A 17,431-nucleotide genomic window follows, 5' to 3' on the forward strand; every position below is an offset into this window, starting at 1 on the left:
CGCTCGAAGGCGGAGTCGGGGCCCTGCCTACGGCCTCCGCCGGCCCCGACATCACCCGAACACCCCGGCCACCGAGCCGCTAGTCTTGAACACGCCACGGCGTGAGCGCTGAATCGCAGGCGGAGGGGACATCTTGAGAGCACTGCCCATCTCCCCCCGGCACGCCAAGCTGCAGATCGGCGCACGGCTCCGCGCGGCCCGCCAGGCCTCCAGGCTCACCATCGAACAGGTCGCCGACAGCACCGGGCTCACCAAGGGCTTCATCAGCCGCGTGGAGCGCGACGAGACCTCCCCCAGCGTCGCCACCCTCGTCACCCTGTGCGATGTCCTCTCGCTCCAGATCGGCAAGCTGTTCGACTCCGCCGACATCGAACTGGTCCGCCACACCGACGCACCTCTGATCAACCTCGGCGGAACCGGCGTCGAAGAGCGCCTCATGACCCCACGCGGACAGTCCCGGCTACAGATGATCCACTCGATCGTCGAACCCGGAGGCAACGGCGGAAGCAAGCTTTACACCATCAACTGCGAACTCGAGACGGCCTACGTGCTCACCGGCACGATCGACCTGCACTTCAGCGAAACCAGCACACGGCTCGAAGCCGGCGATGCACTGACCTTCACCGGAGGCGAACCGCACAACTGGAGCAATCCCGACGACTCCCACGGTGCCGAGATCATCTGGATCCTCGCCCCCGCCCCATGGAGCGGGACCTCATAGCCGCCCCGCCGGACGTCATCGTCCGCCGAGCGGCCGCCGGCATGCTGCCCCACGTGCACGACCGCTTCCCCATGATCACCCCGAAACGAGGTCACGCCACCCAGCCGACCAGCCACTTCAAGATGGCGGAGCTTCACTGACGGGTCACCTCGGCAGCCCAGCGCCAGGCACTCGCGCGGCTGCCCTGCGCGTCCTGAGTTCCGTTCGCGTATTTGAGATCTCCGGTGTGCTGCTCGCACCGGGCCTGGTGCATCTGACGTTCGAGACCATGCGCGGCGAGCGCAGGACGAGGCATGGCTCGATCTGGCGCAAGAGGAACGAAGCCACCGGCTGGCGGATGTACTACCACCAGGCCACGCGCGTGCCACCCGGCGTCGACCCGTGGGCTTGGCGCCCATCGTGCAGCCATGCTCGCGCGCCGCCAGGACTCGCTTGCGCTGAAGGCGGGGGTCACGGAGGCTCAGTCCATTTCCCGTTCCCCGCCGGCTCACCCGGGTTCCGACGGTTGAAGCCGACGCAGCTCATGACCTTCAGGCGCGGTGCCCGCTTCAGCTTCGGATCATCGACATCAGCAGCCGGTGGGTTTCGGCGTCGGCCGCCGCCACAAGTCCGTGGCCTGTCTGCCCGATCGGGGCACCGTCGATCCCGGTGACGACGCAGTCGGCGGCCTGGCACAAGGCGATGCCGGCGGCGAAATGCACGCTCCCGGACAGCTCGCCTCCGTCCGTCACGTACGCGGCGCGCCGACCGGCGGCTACCCAGGCCAACGCCAGAGTCGTGGACACGACCCGGGGCCGGAAACGTTCCACGAAGTCGGGCTGAGCCAGCAGGTCCACAGCCCGGAAGTTGGGCGCGCTGGTGAACGGGGGGTCGAGATTGACGTCGACTAGTCGGCTGGCGGACGTGGGCGCCATCGGGGCATCGACGCCGTCGCGCCGCACCCAGGCCTTCTCACCGTCGGTGAAGAAGACCTCGCCGCTGAACGGGTCGGCCACTGCCGCGGCGCCGCCGCGAAGCGCCACGTTGACCGCCACCAGCATGTTGCCGACCGCGTAGTTCAGCGTGCCGCAGAGGGGATCCACCAACCATTGGCGCGCGGCCTCCGCGACACCTTGCTGTCCACTCTCTTCGCCGAGCACGGCGTCGTCGGGCCGCGCGGCACGAAGGACATTGAGGATCGTCTCCTCGGCCTCTACATCCGCGGCGGTGGCGAAGTCTCCGCCACCTTTGTCGATGCGCGTGAGCCGCCTGCCGTACATGGCGCGCACCACGTCCGCGCCCGCACGTGCCGCAGTTGTCGCTACCTCGACATCGTCAAGGCTCGCATACGAGTTGATCACGTCACGCAGGATATCGGCGGAATCAGCGGGCCGGTCCGCGGCTGCTTCAAGAGCCGGAAGCCCGGTTGCCGGACCCACGCCCTGAGGAATTCCGCTGAGCCGCAGGCCGCATCCGACAGATCTGTCGTCGTCGCGACGATGCCCGGAAGGCCGGCCACGATCGGCACTTGATCCTCACGAAGTTCGGCGTTGGCGACGCCGCCGATCACGTCGGGCCAATGGGGACTTCCGACCCCACTCGATTGCTCGCCGCCCCCCTCCCCCACCTCCGGGCCGCGAACCGTCGCTCGAGCGCGTCGGGGGCGCCCTGCGGACCGGCAAAGGCTCCGGTGCGCCGGGCGGGACCTTTGTGGGTGCCGGGAGCGATTGTCAGTGGCCGACGCTAGCGTTCAGCGCATAGTCGCACTCGGCCCGGGACGGACTGACCTGGCTGAACTGTGCTCTCAATCTTGTGTTCTTGACGCGGAAGGCTGTGCCTCGTGGGTTGGCTGTCAGCGGGTGACGGGTATGAAGTCGCCCTTGTGGAGGGGCGGGTGGCGGCGCGTGCCACCGCGGGCCGGTCGGCGGGACGGCAGTTGAAGTCGCTCCCGCGCGCGCTCAAGAACCACCCGGAGGTGGACCGGCTGCGGCGGTTCGCCGAGTGGCTGGACCGGCATGCCACGGCGTGTGTCGCGCAGGTCGACGCGTGGATGGTGTCGTCGCTGCCCGTACCCACCGGGCTGCTGGCCCGGGTGTGGCCCGACGAGGCCTGGCAGTCCGCGCTGCGGGATCTGGCCGTGGTCGGCGACGACCCGGACGAGGTGGGCTTCCTGCGCGGGGCCACCGAAGCCGGCGAGCTGCGACTGGTGAACCTGGACGGCGAGACCGTCCGGATGGCCCCGCGCACGGTCACGCTGCCGCACCCGGTGCTGCTGCCGGACCTCGACGACCTGCGGGAGTTCGCCGCTGAACTGGGCATGGTCCAGCGCGTCGAGCAGATCCACCGGGCGATGTGGCGGCGGCCCGAGGACCTCGACGCCAAGTCCACCGAGGTGCGGGACTTCACCGGGGGCTCGTTCCGCTCGCGCTTCGCCCTCGCCGCACGCGCCAGTTCGCTCGGCTACCGCGTGTCCGGTGGTTACGCGACCGCCCGGGTGCGGGACGGCGGACGCACCGTGGAGGCCTCGGTGTGGATCGGGGAGCCGTACTCGGAGGACGGGGTCGAGACCGGCGCTCTCACCTGGCAGGACCAGGACGGCCGCGCCCTGCCGCTGCGCGAGGTCGGACCGGTCGCCTGGTCGGAGGGGATGCGGATGGCCGCGGCGCTCTACGCCGGCCGTGTCATCGAGGAGGGCAAGAACGCATGAGCGGGGGGACGCAGGTGTCGTACGAGGAACTGCTGACGGCGGGCGCGGTGCTGCCGCCCGACACGGAAGACGCCGGGGAGCGGGGGGTGCCGCTGACCGCGCGGACGTACCGTCACCCGGGCCTGGACGACCGGGTGGTGGTGCGTCTGGTCGCCGGCGAACTGGGGGCGGCGGAGGATCTGGCCGCCGGATTCCTCGGCCTGGAGCAGGACGCCGAGCCCGCCGTGGTCGGATTCGGGCTGCGCCAGTCGCTGGGCTTTCCGGAGTGGGTGCTGGTGCACCACCCTAAGGACGGTCACCACGCGCTGGGCGTCGTACCGGATCTGGAGCGGGCCGCCCGGCAGGCCAAGTCCCGTCCGAAGACCGCGATGGACGCCTTCGTGGAACTCGGCGAGCGGCTCGCGGCCTCGGTGCCGCACTTCCTGCCGACGTTCTACGAGCAGGCCGGGCGGGTGTTCCTCGCGGAGGAGAACGCCACGTACGCGGCCCAGTTGTTCACCCGCGCGCGCAAGGCCGAGGCGGAGCACGGGCTGACGGTCCAGGAGGAGCGGCTGGACGCCGTGTTCCTGGAGTTCGCGCTGGCCGGGGCGCTCCCGGTGAAGGTGCTGTCGGCCTACGCCAGGGAGCTGGCGGCGCGCGTGCCGGCCGAGGAGGCGCTGCGGCGTTTCACCCGTCTGTGTCTGCGCCGTACGGCGGGCGGGCTGCCGCCGTCGGCGCAGATGGCGAACGACCTGCGCAAGCTGGCCCGAGCCGCCGGCCGGGACGCGGACCTCGCCGAACAGGAGTACCTGTCCGAACTCCTCGCTCTGCCGGCCACCCTGCGCGCGGCGGCCGGCTGGTGGAAGGGACACCGTACGGCGCTGGTGGCGCTGGCCGCACGCGAACCGCGCGTGCGGGGCACCCTGCTCGATCTGATCCCTGTCAGTCATGAGGCCGAGATGCCGGCCTTGTGGCTGGGGCTGTTGGAGGCCTCCGGTGCCACGGCGGGACTGTGGGACGCCACCCTGCCCGAGGAGCAGCGGCCGCACGACGGTGCGGCGGGCTGGCTGGAGCGGTTCCTGACCTACCGGGAGCGGGCCCGGTCGTGGCGTGACTCCAGCCGCATGACTGAGCTGTATCCGCTGGTGGAGCGGACGGCGGACCGGCTGCGGACCGAACTCGCAAGTTCCGGCCGCGCGTTGAAGGTCCTCCACGACATGGACCTGATCGACCTGCTGCTGTCCCTGGACGTTCCGGTGGCCGCTCCGAAGAAGGACGAGCCGCTGCTGCTGACGCAGTGGGCCCTGGGCGAGGGCCACCGTGACCTGGTGTCGCTGGCCGCCGACACCCGCTTCCACGAGGCCTTCCGGCGGGGCGCGGACCGGTTCGGCAACGACGACCACACGCTGCGGGCCATCAGGCTCCTGGCGTCGTCGCCGGGCGGCAGCCCGCTGCTCGCGGACTGGGTGCGCGCCGTCGTACGGCGGTTCACCGCGGTCGGCCTGCCCGAGCTGCCCGATGCGCTGGCCCGTCTGAAGTGGTTGCCCGCCGAGGCGCTGGCGCTGGCCGAGGACGAGGTGCGCGCGGCCGCCGGAACCGACCTCGCGCCGGTCCTCGCGCGCACGCTGCGGGCCGGGCTCTTCGACGAACTCGGCTGGCCCGCCTGGGAGGACGCGGTCGCCGCCCTCGTCCCCAAGGCCGACATCGAGGACGTGATCGTCGCCGACGCCTGGCCGAACCTGATCGTCGCCGGCGCCGCACAGGCCCGGGTGATCGGCGCCGAGGGCACGCTCCTCACCCACGACCTGCGGATCCCGGCGAACAGCAGCTGGGGCGATCCCGGCTTCCACCATGTCGACGAAGAGCTCCTCGTCTACTGGAACGACCGCACCGATGGCCTGCGCGGCTACTGGCACACCCGTGCCGGCCTCCCCCAATCCCTGGAAGGCGCCCGGCACACCCGGGGCACCCAGATGGACTGGTACCGGGGCGACATGCCGATCACGCTGGCCCTGCCGGGCGGCGGCCGTACCACCGGCGGCGGTGTCCTGCATGCTGGGGACACCACTCTGCCCCCGGAGCGGCACGTGCTCTGCGACGGCGTCTCGTACTGGGTGTGGAGCGCGGAGGGCGAGGACCACAAGGAGCACGGCTGGTACGAGTACGACCCGGTGACGGGTGAGCGGGGTCGTATGAGCAGGCCCGCCTTCCTCGCGGACGCACTGGGCGACGCCCCCGAGGGCAGCACTTTCGACGGCGGCCGGCTGCACCCCTCGCCGACCTCCGGTGCCGCGCCGGCCTCCGCTCCCGTGGACGGGCTGGTCGGTCTGCGCGTGGTGCAGTTGCCCGATGGCTCCGTGCGCGCCCAGGATCTTTCCGGACACACCGTCACCGTGCCCGCGAACATCGGCCGTCCCGGCACGCTCGTGGTCTTCCCCGGCGCCGAGGAGGCGCGGGCCGTCGTCCGCTACAACTGGCAGCTCGCCATCGTGGACACGGACGGCGTCACGACCTCGGTGGCCAAGACCGACCGTGCTCCCGGTGTCTTCGGCGAGGGCTCGCTGCTGCTGCCGCCGTTGCAGTACTGGGAGTGCATGACGGCCCGCGACCGGCGGGGATCCGAAGCGCTGCGGACGATCGATCGCGACACGGCGGCGGCTCTGTTGGCAGCCGCGGCCCACGAGAACGAGGAGGCGCTGCCCGACACGATCCGTTCCCTCCTCCCGGTCACCCACACCGCGCTGGTCGCGGGCATCGCCGGGGTCGTGCGCCACGCGGCCGGTCAGCAGGCCGTCCTGGACGCGGCGGCCGCCAGGCTCACCCAGGCGCTCGACGGCGGCCTGCGGGACGAAGGCCCGGCCGGGCCACCGGACGCCGTGCTCCTCGACGCGGTCAACGGTCTCTGCGGATCCACCCGCTCCTGGTGGAACCGTGACCATGAGGCCGACACCGTGTTCCGTGTCCTGCGCGAGATGAAGCGGGCGGCCCAACTCTCCGATGCAGCCGTGGTGGAGGGACCGGCCGCGCGTCTCCATCTCGACGGAAGCCGGCTTCCCGTCGGACAACCTGGCCTGGAGACGCTGCTCGACCGCGTCACCGCCCTGGCCTTCCGGGCAGCCGCCCGCACCACGCCCGACGATCACCGGGAGGCGCTGCACGCGCTGCTCGCCGAGTTCGACGCCCTGGGTCTGGTGCCGGCTGCCGAGCCCGCGCACTGGCGCAAGGTGGAACTGCACCTGGAGGCCGGCCCGTTGCGCACCGCGTCCGGCGCATGGCGTGAGGGCGCGTGGAACGGGCTGCTGCCCCTGGGCGGCGGTTCCTTCATCGCCTTCGTGGGACGCACCTCGCAGGGTGACGACGGCTGCGTGTTCACCGGATACTTCCATGATCCCGTCGGGCGCTTCGCGACCCCGGAGCCCTACACGCTCCGGGCGTCGGCCGGGCTGGGCGAGGGCGAGGACGCGGGCCGCCTCGGCGCTCTCCTCACGGAACTGGCCGCGCGCGGACCGGCGCCGTGGTTCCCGCAGGCCGCCGAAGAGTTCGCGCGGCTGACGGGCGTCACCGAGACGATGGCCCGGCTGATCGTGGCCGGTCTGCCGCAAGTCGACGTCTACGAACGGACGTTCCTCACCACACAGGCACGCGACGCCATCGGGGTGAAGGCCGCTCCGGTGGCGGTCGCCAAGGATGAGCTTCGATATGTCGATCCCGCGATCCGTTCCGCGGTCGTGGCCGCGCTGCTGCCCGCCGAGCCCGCCCGGCTGTGGACCGAGGGACCGGATTGGGCCGCCGCGGCCGAGGTCTGGAACAGCAGGATGGGCCGACGGGAGGCCGTACCCGAGGAGTTGCTGAGCGAGGCGGTACGCGCGTTCAAGCACGGGCAGTGGAATGTCCGCGAGGCGCTGCCCGCGCTGCTGAACCCGGCAGGTGAGCCCCGGCTCACCCGCGACCTGGAGTGGGCGGTCGACGGCGACCGGGTCAAGCCCGTCGACAAGGAGTCGGTCGGATTCAACGGAGCGACGCTGGTCGGCGCCGTCGGCCTCGCCGCCTGGCTCGCCCACCGTCTGCCCGCCGGCGATCCGATCCGCGCCACGCTGCCGGGTGCGCTCGGCGCCGTACGTGACCGGCTGGCCCACCCCGGGCTGATGCTCGACCTCGGGCAGTACGTCAGCCTCTCCGGTTTCCGGAAGACCGCGGGCGCACCGACCGAGGTCGGCAAGGGCTTCGAGCGGTACGGTGCCGTCGTCCTCGCCACCCATGACGACCAGCCGTCCCCCGCGCTCCGGGTCGCCCTGCTCGACGAGGCGGGCCAGGACCCGTACCTGCCCGCACTGCGCGTCGACGGCCAACGCCCCTACCAGGTCGAGGTGGCACTGCGCCTGGCCCGCTCCGCCCGCTTCGCGGCCCTCCTCGCCGACCCGGGCGACCCGCAGGCGGGCGAGCGGGGCAAGGACGGCACCTGGTGGCCGCAGGACCCGGGCCGCTCGGTGCCGGATCTGGTGACCGAGGCCGCCAAGGAGTACGGCGTCAGCGAGGACGCCGCGACGCTGTATCTGATGCTGCTCGCCATGCCCGACCCGACCGACCGGATGACGGCCCGGTGGACGGGGTGGAAGCCGGCCCGCCTCAAGGCGGCCCGAGCCGAACTGGCCGCCACCGACCTGGTGGTGGAGGCCACCCGCACCAGGGCCGGACGTTCGCTCTTCCTGCCCGGCGGCTGCGTGGACCCGAAGGCTCCGCGCCTTCCGCTGGAGCGGTGGAAAGAGCCGCTGTTCGACGGCCTGCTCAGCGGCGAGGCGGCTCTGCTGGCCGCCATCGTGCCGACCGAACCGGCAGCGGACCTGTACCGCAGGGTCTGGCAGCTGGTCCAGGACGGCGGCGGCCCCCGCTTCGAGGAGCTCAAGGTGCGGCGGGGTCGCCGCCGCTGACGTACCTCCGGGGCGCAGTCACTGACCTACCTCCCGGGCGCCGGCCCCGACCGGCCGGCGCCCACGGCACCCCCTGCCACGACGACAGACCGACCCACCGAACAAGGACGAACCCATGCCCCCGACCGACACGGCGACGGCCCTTCCGGCCCGGCAGACCCTGCCCGCCGAAGAGCGCCACGCCACCGAACTCGCCTTCCTCGCCGCCCACGACACAGGCCCCCGCCCGCCCGGCTGGTGGCTGACACCCCGATCCGTGATCACCTTCGTCTGCGGCAGCGGCGGCGAGGCCCTCAAGCTCCCCCAGCGGCACGCGACACTGCCGGACCGTCTGGTGATCGCCCCCAAGTTCGTCGGCGAACGCGCCCTGGTGGAACGGTGCGTGGTCACCCTCGCCGGAGAACGCGGGCTCCTGCTCGTCGGTGAACCGGGCACAGCCAAGTCGATGCTCTCCGAGCTGCTGTCCGCCGCCGTGTGCGGCACCAGCGCGCTGACCGTGCAGGGCACCGCGGGCACCACCGAGGACGCCATGCGCTACGGGTGGAACTACGCCCTGCTTCTGGCCCAGGGCCCCACGCCGAAGGCGCTGGTCGACTCCCCCGTGCTGGCCGCCATGCGCGCCGGCCGGGTGGCCCGCGTAGAGGAGATCACCCGCTGTCTGCCCGAGGTTCAGGACGCCCTGGTGTCGATCCTGTCCGACCGGCGGATGAGTGTGCCCGAACTGGTCGGCACGGACGATGCCCAGGTCGCGGCCGCCCCCGGATTCACCGTCATCGCCACCGCGAACCTGCGCGACCGCGGTGTCTCGGAGATGTCGGCCGCGCTCAAGCGCCGGTTCAACTTCGAGACGGTCCACCCGATCGCCGATGTCGACGCCGAGACCGCGCTCGTACGGCGGCAGGCCGTGGCGGCCGTCGAGCGGGCGGGCGCCGTCTTCGGTGTGGACGACGCGGTGCTGGATGTGCTGGTCACCGTCTTCCGTGACCTGCGGGCCGGCCGGTCCGCGGAGGGCTGGGACGTGGAACGGCCCGGCACGGTGATGTCGACGGCCGAGGCCGTGCAGGTCGCCGTCTCCCTCGGGGTGGCGGCCGCCTACCTTCCCGGGGCCGACTCCCTCGACCTGGTCCCCGGTCATCTGCTGGGCGTGGTCCGCAAGGACGACCCGGCCGACCACGCGCGTCTGCTCGGCTACTGGGACGGTCCGGTGCGCCGCCGCGCCGAGGACGGTTCGGCGCTGTGGCGCCGTCTGTGGGACCTGCGGGAGAACCTCCGGTGACACACGCCCAGGATCCACGGGCGGCCGTCTCCGCCCTCGCCGGCTCCGTGACGCCGTACCTGCTGGGCGTACGGCATCACAGCCCGGCGCTCGCCGCGGCGGTGCCCGCCCTGCTCGACGCGTGCGGGGCGGAGGTCGTCTGCGTGGAACTGCCCGCCGACTTCCAGTCGTGGCTGACCCACCTGGCCGCGCCGGGCACCATCGCGCCGGTCGCACTCGCCGGGGCGGGTGAGAACGGGCGGCTCGGCTTCTATCCGTTCGCCGACTTCTCCCCGGAGCTGGCCGCGCTCCGCTGGGCGCGCGAGCGGGGAGCGGAGGTCGTGTGCTGCGATCTGCCGATGTCCGATCCGCGATGGAACGCGGACGGGCCCCTGCCGGCGGCAGACACGCGAACAGCGGTCGCCGACGTGGCGCGCGTGGCGGCCCCCGTCTCCTTCGGGAACGCGCTCGCCGCATCCGGGACCGGCCGTGACGGCGACGATCTGTGGGACCGCTGTGTGGAGGTCCTCGCCCCGGGATCCGCCCCCGAGGCGATCCGCCGCGCCGCCCTCGGTGTCGGCTGGGCGCTGCGCAGCGACGCCGAGGCCGGGGGTGGGGTACCGGCCGTGGACCTGGCCCGGGAGTCCCACATGCGCGAGACGATCGCCCGCGCCACGGGTGACGGGCGCCGGGTCGCGGCCGTGGTCGGCGCGTTCCACGCCCCGGCGCTGACGGCAGCCGCCCTGTCGCCCGATACGGTTCCGGTTCCGGGCCAGGACGCCGCCGATGTCGTGTCGACCGCGGTCGATCACAGCGTCCTCGGGGAGCACCCGGGCGTCGTCACCTCTCTCGTGCCCTATGCCTTCGATCTGCTGGACTCCCGTTCCGGCTACCCGGCCGGCATCCGGGACCCGCGCTGGCAGCAGGCGGTGTTCACGGCCGGCGGCGATCCCGAGCGGGTGCGGGGCGCGGCCGCGCGAGCGGTCACCGGCGTGTGCCGGGAGCTCCGCGCGGCCGGGCACACCGCCGGAACGGGCGAGGCCGCCGAGACGCTGCGGATGGCGTGCGACCTCGCGCGGGTGCGCGGGCTCGCGGCGCCGGGGCGGGGCGAGGTCATCGAAGCGCTGACGAGCGTGATGGGCCAGGGCGAACCGCTCGGCCGGGGCCGAGCCCTCGCACGGGCGCTCGAAGTGGTCCTGGTCGGCACCGACCGGGGCCGGATCGCGCCGGGCACCCCGCGCTCCGGCCTCGGCCCTTCGGTGGAGGCGGAGGTCACCGCGCTGCGGCTGCCCGGCCCGGACCACCCCGCGGCGCGCGAGGTACGGCTCGACCCGCTGCGTTCCGCTCTCGACGGCCGACGCGAAATCCTGCTCCAGCGCCTTGCCGTGTGCGGCGCCGGCTACGGCGAGGCCGTGGCGGTGGCCGGAACGGGCGACGCGGCTGCCCTGACCACCCGGTGGCGAGTGGCGTGGACGCCGGCCGTCCCCGTACGACTGGACCTGGCCGGGATACGGGGTGTCACCGCGGCCCTGGCCGCCGAGGGCACCCTGCGGGAGACCTTCCGCAGAGAGTCGGCGGACGGCGGTCCCACCTGCGCCCTTGTCCTCGCGGCCCTCGGTGCGGCCGCCCGCTGCGATCTGCCGTCGCTGGTGGCCGAACGGCTCACCGATGCCGCCGCCGTACTCCCCGCCACCGCCACACTGCCCGAACTCCTCACCGCACTGGACCTGTTGGAGACCCTGTGTCGCGGCCATCTGCCCGGCACCACCCCGGACAGTCGGCAGGCGGCCGCCGAACTGGCCACCGGTCTCACGGAGTCGGCGGTCCGCGCCCTGCCCGGGTTGGCGGGCAGTGACCGGCCGGAGGACGCGGGCGCGCTCATCGAGCTGGCCTCTCGGGCCGGTGAACACCGACTCGGACTGCGGATGGACGACGCCCTCGACGGCCTTGCCCGCAGCGGCTTCCCGCTCATCCAGGGTGCCGCGCTGGCAGCCCGGGTCCTGCTCGACCTCGACGACGCCGGCACCCTCGGCGCGCGTACGGCGGGCTGGATCGACACAGCCACGGGCCCGGAGGCACGGCATGTGCTGGGCCGTCGGCTCGGCGGGCTCCTCAGCGGTGCGGCCGCGTTGCTGCAGTCCGCGCCGACGGCGCTGGACCCGCTCCTCGACCGCATCGACACGCTCACCGACCAGGGGTTCCTCGACCGACTGCCCGCCCTGCGCGGGGGCTTCGACACGCTCACCCCTGCAGGCCGCGACCGTCTCCTGCACACCGTGACCGAGCGGCTCGGCGACCGCCTCGACCTGTCACTCACCGCCTCACCGCGACTCCTCGCCCTGTGGACGGCCGCGGACGCGGCGGGACTCGCGGCCCTGCGCGAACTGCGTCTGCCCACCGGGACGAACGCTGCGGCGCCCGCGGATTCCCGGCTCCCCGCGGTCCCGGACAATCCCGAGCGCCCCACAACCGCACGCTCTGCCGTACCACGCTCCACGGAGACACCAGCCTCCACGGCCCCGTCCCCCACGCTCCGGATCACTGCCACCGACCGCTGGCGGCTGCTTCTCGGCCGACAGACCGACAAACTCCCGCAGAGCGCCCGCCGATACGCGCACGCGCTCGACGAGTTGTACGGCACCGGCCGCGGTGAGGGCTCCTCCGACCTCGGCCGGGAAGGCGGCACCCGGGGGCAGGGCGGCGGCCGGGACGCGTCCTTCCCGACGGCCCGCGAATGGGCCGAGGAACTGGAGGCGTTGTTCGGCGCGGAGGTCCGCGAGGAGGTGCTGGCACGCGCCGCCGACCAGGGCCGCAGCGACGTACTGGCCGAACTCGACCCCGCCGCGGTCCGCCCGTCGGTCGACCTCCTGACCTCCGTGCTGTCCCTCGCCGGCGGAATGCCCGAGCAGCAACTGGCCACGCTGCGGCCCCTCGTACGCCGTCTGGTCGACGAACTGGCCAAGGAACTCGCCACCCGGATGCGCCCCGCCCTCACCGGGCTCGCGACACCACGCCCCACCAGGCGGCCCGGCGGCCGGCTCGACCTGCCCCGCACCCTGCGCGCCAACCTCGCCCACGCGCGCCGGACGTCCGACGGCCGGACCGTGGTCGTACCGGAGCGGCCGGTGTTCAGCACCCGCTCGCGCAAGGAGTCGGACTGGCGCCTGATCCTCGTGGTCGACGTGTCCGGGTCGATGGAGGCCTCCGTCATCTGGTCGGCCCTGACCGCGGCCGTCCTGGGCGGCGTCCCCACCCTGTCAACGCACTTCCTCACGTTCTCGACGAACGTGATCGACCTGACGGACCGGGTCGACGACCCGCTGTCGCTGCTCCTGGAAGTGCGGGTCGGCGGCGGCACCCACATCGCGGCCGGGCTCGCCCACGCCCGCTCCCTGGTCACCGTGCCCAGCCGGACCCTCGTGGTGGTGGTGAGCGACTTCGAGGAGGGCTACCCGCTGGGCGGACTCCTCGGCGAGGTACGGGCCCTGGCGGGCTCCGGGGTGCACCTGATGGGCTGCGCCGCCCTGGACGACACGGGCACCCCGCGTTACTCGGTCCCCGTGGCCCAGCAACTCGTCGCGGCCGGCATGCCCGTCGCCGCGCTCAGTCCTCTCGCTCTCGCCCGCTGGGTGGGCGACCGTCTCCGCGGAGAGACCCGTTGAACACCGAACTGCCCCCGGTGACGCCCGATGTGGTCGCCGCCGCCGTCGAGAGCCTGACCACCAGGCTCCGCAAGAAGCTGGACGCCGCGATCGAGTCGTACGCGGCCGTAGCGGTCGTCACTGACGGTACCGTCCGGCGCGTACGCTGCGGTGAGGATGCGGAGGTCACGCTCACACCCGGTCCTTCCGGCACCGTCACGGACGCGGTCCAGGTGGTGTGCAGTTGCCTGCTCGCGCCCCGGTGCCTGCACCGGGCCGCTGTCCTCGGCGCGTGCCCACTGGCCGACGCGGACACCGAAGCCGGTGCCGACGGCGACGGCGCGCCGCAGGAGACCTCCGACGCGGTGGCAGCTGCGGCTGCGGCCCTCGGCACTCCGAGCGCCACCGGGCCCGCCGCCCCGATCGTCGCCGATACCGTCGCGGAACCAGATGAGGACGTCCCCCTCAACGATGCCCAGCTGGCCGCCGCGTCCGAGCTGTGGACGGCGGCGGCGGCCGTGCTGGCCGCCGGGGTACCCGCCGCGGGCGCTGTCCCCCAGGCCGAGTTGCTACGAGCCGCGCACACGGCCCGACTCGCCGGGCTGCACCGCGCCGAGGCAGCCGCACTGCGGGTCGTACGGGGGCTGCGTGGCGCGCGTGCCCGCCACGACGGCCACCGGCTGTCCGACCTCATCGCGAACATGCGGGAACTGCTACTCACCACCGCCCTGTTGGCCGCGGCCGACCCGAAACAGGCCCTGATCGGCACCGCCCGCCGCAGTTACCGACCGGGCGGCGGCCTGCGGGTTCACGGAGTGTGCCGGGAACCGGTGATCGCGGCCACCGGGTACGGCGGTGTCGTCACTCATCTCGTCTCCGAAGACGGACGCTGGTTCTCGGTCGCCGACGTCAGGCCCGGCGGCCCGGCCCGCGCCCAGGGCGCGGCCACGGCCACCGTCGCGCTCGGCTCGGGAAACCTCAATCACGCCCAACTCGCCCGTGGCGGGCTGCTGATCTCCGGCGCGACGGTCTCCTCCGACGGCCGCCTCGGCTCCGGCAAGGGGGTGCGCGCGACTCCGCTCACCGGTCACTCGTGGACATCGGGCCCGCTCGCCGCGCTGTTCGCCCGCCCGCTGACCGAGGTCGTCGCCGAACGGCTCGCCGTCACACCGGGCGCCGACCCGGAGCGGGCCGAACAGGCGACGCGCGAGCTGGTCGGCTGCGACCTGGTCCTCGTCGGAGCGGTCGGCGAGCATCTGATCGCCCGGGAGCTGTCGCCCGGACGGCCCGATGCGGACGGCCTGTTGGTCCGGCTGGCCCCGTCCAACAGTCACCCCGGCCTCGCCCACACGGCCAACTTCCGTCGGCTCGCGTCCCGGCCGGGGGTGCGGCTCCGCGTGATCGGCCGCCTTGACCCCGACCGCGCCGCCACGCTCCGCCCTCTCGCGGTCGCCCCGCTGCCGGACACCGAGGCGACGCTGCGGCTGCCCGCGGACTGGCAGGGCCACGCCGACCTGGGCTATGACCGACTGGAGGGCGCGCATCTCCCGCCGACGGACGTCCTCCCCGCCGTGCCCACCATGGACGGCCTGAGCGAGGTCCCTCCAAACCCGCTGGCGGAGGCTCCCCTGTGGCGGCTGCGGCGGCTGATCGAGGTCGCCGTGTCGGGTGGTCGCAGAGCCGTCGCGGAACCAGCGCGCGACGGCGACCGGAGCGGGGGTGGGACAGCGATGCGCCGCGGCGGCTTCCACACGGCCGCGGACCTGGCGGCCGACCTCACCGCCGAGGCGGACCGGCGCACCCGCGATGTCTTCGGCCGCATCGGCGAGGCCGACCCGGACCGTTACGCACGGGCGTGGCTCGCCGCGGCCGTCTATCTGACGGGCGTCGAGCGGGCCTTGGTTCAGGCCACCTGGCGGCCGGAGACCGCCGATTCCTGATCACCCGACCCCGAGGGTTCTGGTGGGCGGACCCGGCTCGGGGCGAGCGAGTCCACCAGGACTTCTTGGTACGTGAGGCCGGCGCCGAGGACGGCGAGGCGGTGCCGACATGGACCAGCTCGGACGCGCCTGTCGGCGGGCCGCGTGGACGGGTGTGTGGTGTCGCCCGTGAAAGATCCGTCACCCGCTGGGCCGACTGCCATGGCCGGTGGCGGGCATGCGCCCTGTGAAGGGCTTGCCGCCCGGTGAACCCGCGAACAGTGACTGAAGGTGCCACGGGTCAGGGTGGCGGACGGCCTCGAAGGGACTTTGCCTCCACGGCGAAAGGCGATGCGATGGTTGAGGCAGTGCGTGACGTGATGACCGGGCCGCCTCGGTCGGTCCTGCCGCAGACCCCCGTCACCGTCGTCGCCCGGTACATGCGCGACGAGGGGATCGGCGCCGTCCTGGTCACCGAAGGCGGACGCCTGCGCGGCGTCGTCACCGACCGGGATCTCGTCGTCCGCGTGATGTGCCAGGGCGGGAACATCGACCATGTGACCGCGGCGCAGGCTTGTAGCGACGTACTGGTCACGGTCTCGCCCGACGACGACATCGACCGGGCTGTCACCCTCATGCGCCAGCGCGCCGTCCGGCGCATCCCGGTCATCGACGACGGCCGCCCGGTCGGCATCGTCACGCTCGGCGACATCGCCGTGGAGAACGAACCCGACTCCATCCTGTCCGCGATAACCACCGCCGCGCCCAACGAGTGACGAGAACACCCGAGACGAGCAGCTGCCTGCCGGACTCCACCGCGAATCCCGGCGGGGCCGGTGGTGACCGGGCCAGGCGGCTTCCCGTCGGACTCCGTGGAGCAGCCCCCGGGCCGTCAGCCGTTCTGCCGGGGCAGGCGCACCACCGGTCCCCTCCTCGGCGAGTCCAGTGAGCACCACGACGGCGACGTGTTCGGCGCGCTCGCGCACCCGCGACACCGCCTCCAGGCCCTGCACGTCCGGGAGGTGCAGGTCGAGAAGCACGCAGTCCGGGGCTTCGGACGTGAGCACGTCGCACGCCTCGGCCATCGAGCGCACCCAGCGCAGGCGCATACCGAGCGCGCTGTCGGCGACCATCTCCTCCACGAGCAGCGGGTCGCCCGGGTCGTCCTCGACTAGCAGTACCGACGGTTCTTCCGTCCCCCAGGCCGCCGCGCGGTCCAGCTCAGGCGAAGCCAGGCCGGTAGCCCCGGGCTGCGACGTCATCATTGAATGAACCGTTGCTGAGTCCGTAGTCAGGTCTCAGCATTCCGGGCATTTCGGCCAGGAAGGTCCGTCACATCACCAGAGCGTTAGGGGCTCGGCTTGAGTACGGTCTCCCGTTTCTGTCTGCTGCTGGTGCGGCAGTGTTGTGCCACCTGCCCGCCCCGTCCCTGCCTTGCCCGCCCCGTCCCTGCCTTGCGACGGGGGCGGGTGGTGCGGGTCTTCCGGTCGGCTCCACGGGGTTTCGACACCCGGGGGGTGTCCTGGTCTCCGGCCACTCCGGTACCAGTGACTGCGGTTGCTGCGAGGGCGGCGAGGTTGCGGGCTGCGTTGTCGTCCCGGTCGATGACCAGGCCACAGGCGTCGCATTCGTAGGTCCGGATGTGCAGCGGCAGTTTGGCTTTCACCACGCCGCACCCGGAGCAGGTCTTGGAGGAGGGGAACCAACGGTCTGCCGCGATGATGCGGGTGGCGTGGCGCTGGCGGGTCTTGTAGGTGAGCCGGCGGCGGATTTCGCCGAATCCGGCGTCGGCGATGTGCCGGGCAAGGCGCCGGTTCTTCACCATGCCGGCGACGTTGAGGTCCTCGATCACGACGGTGCCGTACTCGCCAGCCACGCTCGTGGTGAGCTTGTGCAGGGCGTCCGCGCGGAGGTTCGCAACCCGGTGGTGCACGCGGTTGCGCTGGGCGTTGGCCTTCTCCCACCTGCGGGAGGACTTCCGCCCGGTGGGGCGGTCGGGGCCGCGTCGGCGGGATGACTATGAATGACTAGAAAACCTGCACCAGTTAGCCCCACACCCGCCACCATTCCGCCGCTCCCTGACGGATAAACTCCGCGAGCATACTCACGCTTGCATCGGCATACGCAGCGGGGGACTTGTCTACTCCCCCGCCATCGCGCGGCAGCCCTCACCGGTCATCGCCGGATCAACAACGCGAACAACGCCGTAGCGAACCGCACTTGGGGCCGTGGGGCTCCTCGACCGAATGTGCTCCTGCTTCCAGCGCCGAGCCATTCGCGCCGGAATTGGCTTCCCTCAGCT

At 72.8% G+C, this 17,431-nt stretch carries 10 protein-coding genes and 2 pseudogenes; 8 read left to right on the forward strand and 4 right to left on the reverse strand.

Going from position 1 to position 17,431, the window contains the following annotated elements; translation table 11 throughout:
* Nucleotides 1-133 precede the first annotated feature (133 nt).
* Together ACZ4N5_RS38460 and ACZ4N5_RS38465 are read left to right on the forward strand one after the other, a co-directional pair.
* Nucleotides 134-721: a helix-turn-helix domain-containing protein gene (locus ACZ4N5_RS38460; protein WP_467761651.1), complete on the forward strand. Its 588-nt coding sequence runs from the start codon at nt 134-136 to the stop codon at nt 719-721.
* Nucleotides 703-861, forward strand: a complete 159-nt coding sequence (locus tag ACZ4N5_RS38465; protein WP_467761652.1) for a hypothetical protein — start codon at nt 703-705, stop codon at nt 859-861. Before ACZ4N5_RS38460 ends, ACZ4N5_RS38465 begins: the two co-directional genes overlap by 19 nt.
* Before the next feature lie 408 nt (nt 862-1,269).
* On the opposite strand, the gene ACZ4N5_RS38470 is transcribed toward ACZ4N5_RS38465, so the two are convergent.
* Both ACZ4N5_RS38470 and ACZ4N5_RS38475 read right to left on the reverse strand, forming a co-directional pair.
* A complete protein-coding gene (locus ACZ4N5_RS38470) occupies nt 1,270-2,061 on the reverse strand; it encodes an inositol monophosphatase family protein (protein WP_467761653.1) in 792 nt (263 codons plus the stop codon).
* Nucleotides 2,058-2,270 carry a DUF6368 family protein gene (locus ACZ4N5_RS38475; RefSeq protein WP_467761654.1) on the reverse strand — a complete coding sequence of 71 codons (213 nt, stop codon included), beginning with the start codon at nt 2,268-2,270 and terminating at the stop codon, nt 2,058-2,060. Before ACZ4N5_RS38475 ends, ACZ4N5_RS38470 begins: the two co-directional genes overlap by 4 nt.
* Before the next feature lie 270 nt (nt 2,271-2,540).
* Between ACZ4N5_RS38475 and ACZ4N5_RS38480 the strand changes: the two genes are divergently transcribed.
* The 6 genes from ACZ4N5_RS38480 to ACZ4N5_RS38505 all read left to right on the forward strand — a co-directional run bounded on the left by ACZ4N5_RS38480 (nt 2,541) and on the right by ACZ4N5_RS38505 (nt 15,905).
* A complete protein-coding gene (locus tag ACZ4N5_RS38480) occupies nt 2,541-3,407 on the forward strand; it encodes a DUF4132 domain-containing protein (protein WP_467761655.1) in 867 nt (288 codons plus the stop codon).
* A complete protein-coding gene (locus ACZ4N5_RS38485; protein WP_467761656.1) occupies nt 3,404-8,314 on the forward strand; it encodes a DEAD/DEAH box helicase in 4,911 nt (1,636 codons plus the stop codon). Before ACZ4N5_RS38480 ends, ACZ4N5_RS38485 begins: the two co-directional genes overlap by 4 nt.
* Nucleotides 8,315-8,429: 115 nt before the next feature.
* Nucleotides 8,430-9,590 (forward strand): ATP-binding protein, encoded by a 1,161-nt coding sequence (locus tag ACZ4N5_RS38490; protein ID WP_467761657.1) that lies wholly within the window; start codon nt 8,430-8,432, stop codon nt 9,588-9,590.
* Nucleotides 9,587-13,231, forward strand: coding sequence for a vWA domain-containing protein (locus ACZ4N5_RS38495; RefSeq protein WP_467761658.1), 3,645 nt, complete (start codon nt 9,587-9,589; stop codon nt 13,229-13,231). Before ACZ4N5_RS38490 ends, ACZ4N5_RS38495 begins: the two co-directional genes overlap by 4 nt.
* On the forward strand, nt 13,228-15,150 hold the full coding sequence (locus ACZ4N5_RS38500; RefSeq protein ID WP_467761659.1) for a hypothetical protein: 1,923 nt from the start codon (nt 13,228-13,230) through the stop codon (nt 15,148-15,150). The genes ACZ4N5_RS38495 and ACZ4N5_RS38500 overlap by 4 nt, the downstream gene beginning before the upstream one ends.
* 335 nt (nt 15,151-15,485) lie before the next feature.
* Nucleotides 15,486-15,905: a CBS domain-containing protein gene (locus ACZ4N5_RS38505; protein WP_467761660.1), complete on the forward strand. Its 420-nt coding sequence runs from the start codon at nt 15,486-15,488 to the stop codon at nt 15,903-15,905.
* A 126-nt stretch (nt 15,906-16,031) separates the two neighbouring features.
* Here ACZ4N5_RS38505 and ACZ4N5_RS38510 read toward each other — a convergent pair.
* Together ACZ4N5_RS38510 and ACZ4N5_RS38515 are read right to left on the reverse strand one after the other, a co-directional pair.
* Nucleotides 16,032-16,391 (reverse strand): annotated as a pseudogene (locus ACZ4N5_RS38510) (response regulator); the annotation flags it as partial.
* Nucleotides 16,392-16,477: 86 nt separating this feature from the next.
* Nucleotides 16,478-17,071, reverse strand: a pseudogene (locus ACZ4N5_RS38515) (RNA-guided endonuclease InsQ/TnpB family protein); the annotation flags it as partial.
* Nucleotides 17,072-17,431: the final 360 nt, after the last annotated feature.

The sequence above is a fragment of the Streptomyces sp. NPDC026500 genome, assembly GCF_055567635.1.

Bases quoted from the DNA above. Each gene is read 5' to 3' on its own strand.
- ACZ4N5_RS38505 (WP_467761660.1), top strand. From the start codon at position 15,486: ATGGTTGAGGCAGTGCGTGACGTGATGACCGGGCCGCCTCGGTCGGTC.
- ACZ4N5_RS38490 (WP_467761657.1), top strand. From the start codon at position 8,430: ATGCCCCCGACCGACACGGCGACGGCCCTTCCGGCCCGGCAGACCCTG.
- ACZ4N5_RS38465 (WP_467761652.1), top strand. From the start codon at position 703: ATGGAGCGGGACCTCATAGCCGCCCCGCCGGACGTCATCGTCCGCCGA.
- ACZ4N5_RS38485 (WP_467761656.1), top strand. From the start codon at position 3,404: ATGAGCGGGGGGACGCAGGTGTCGTACGAGGAACTGCTGACGGCGGGC.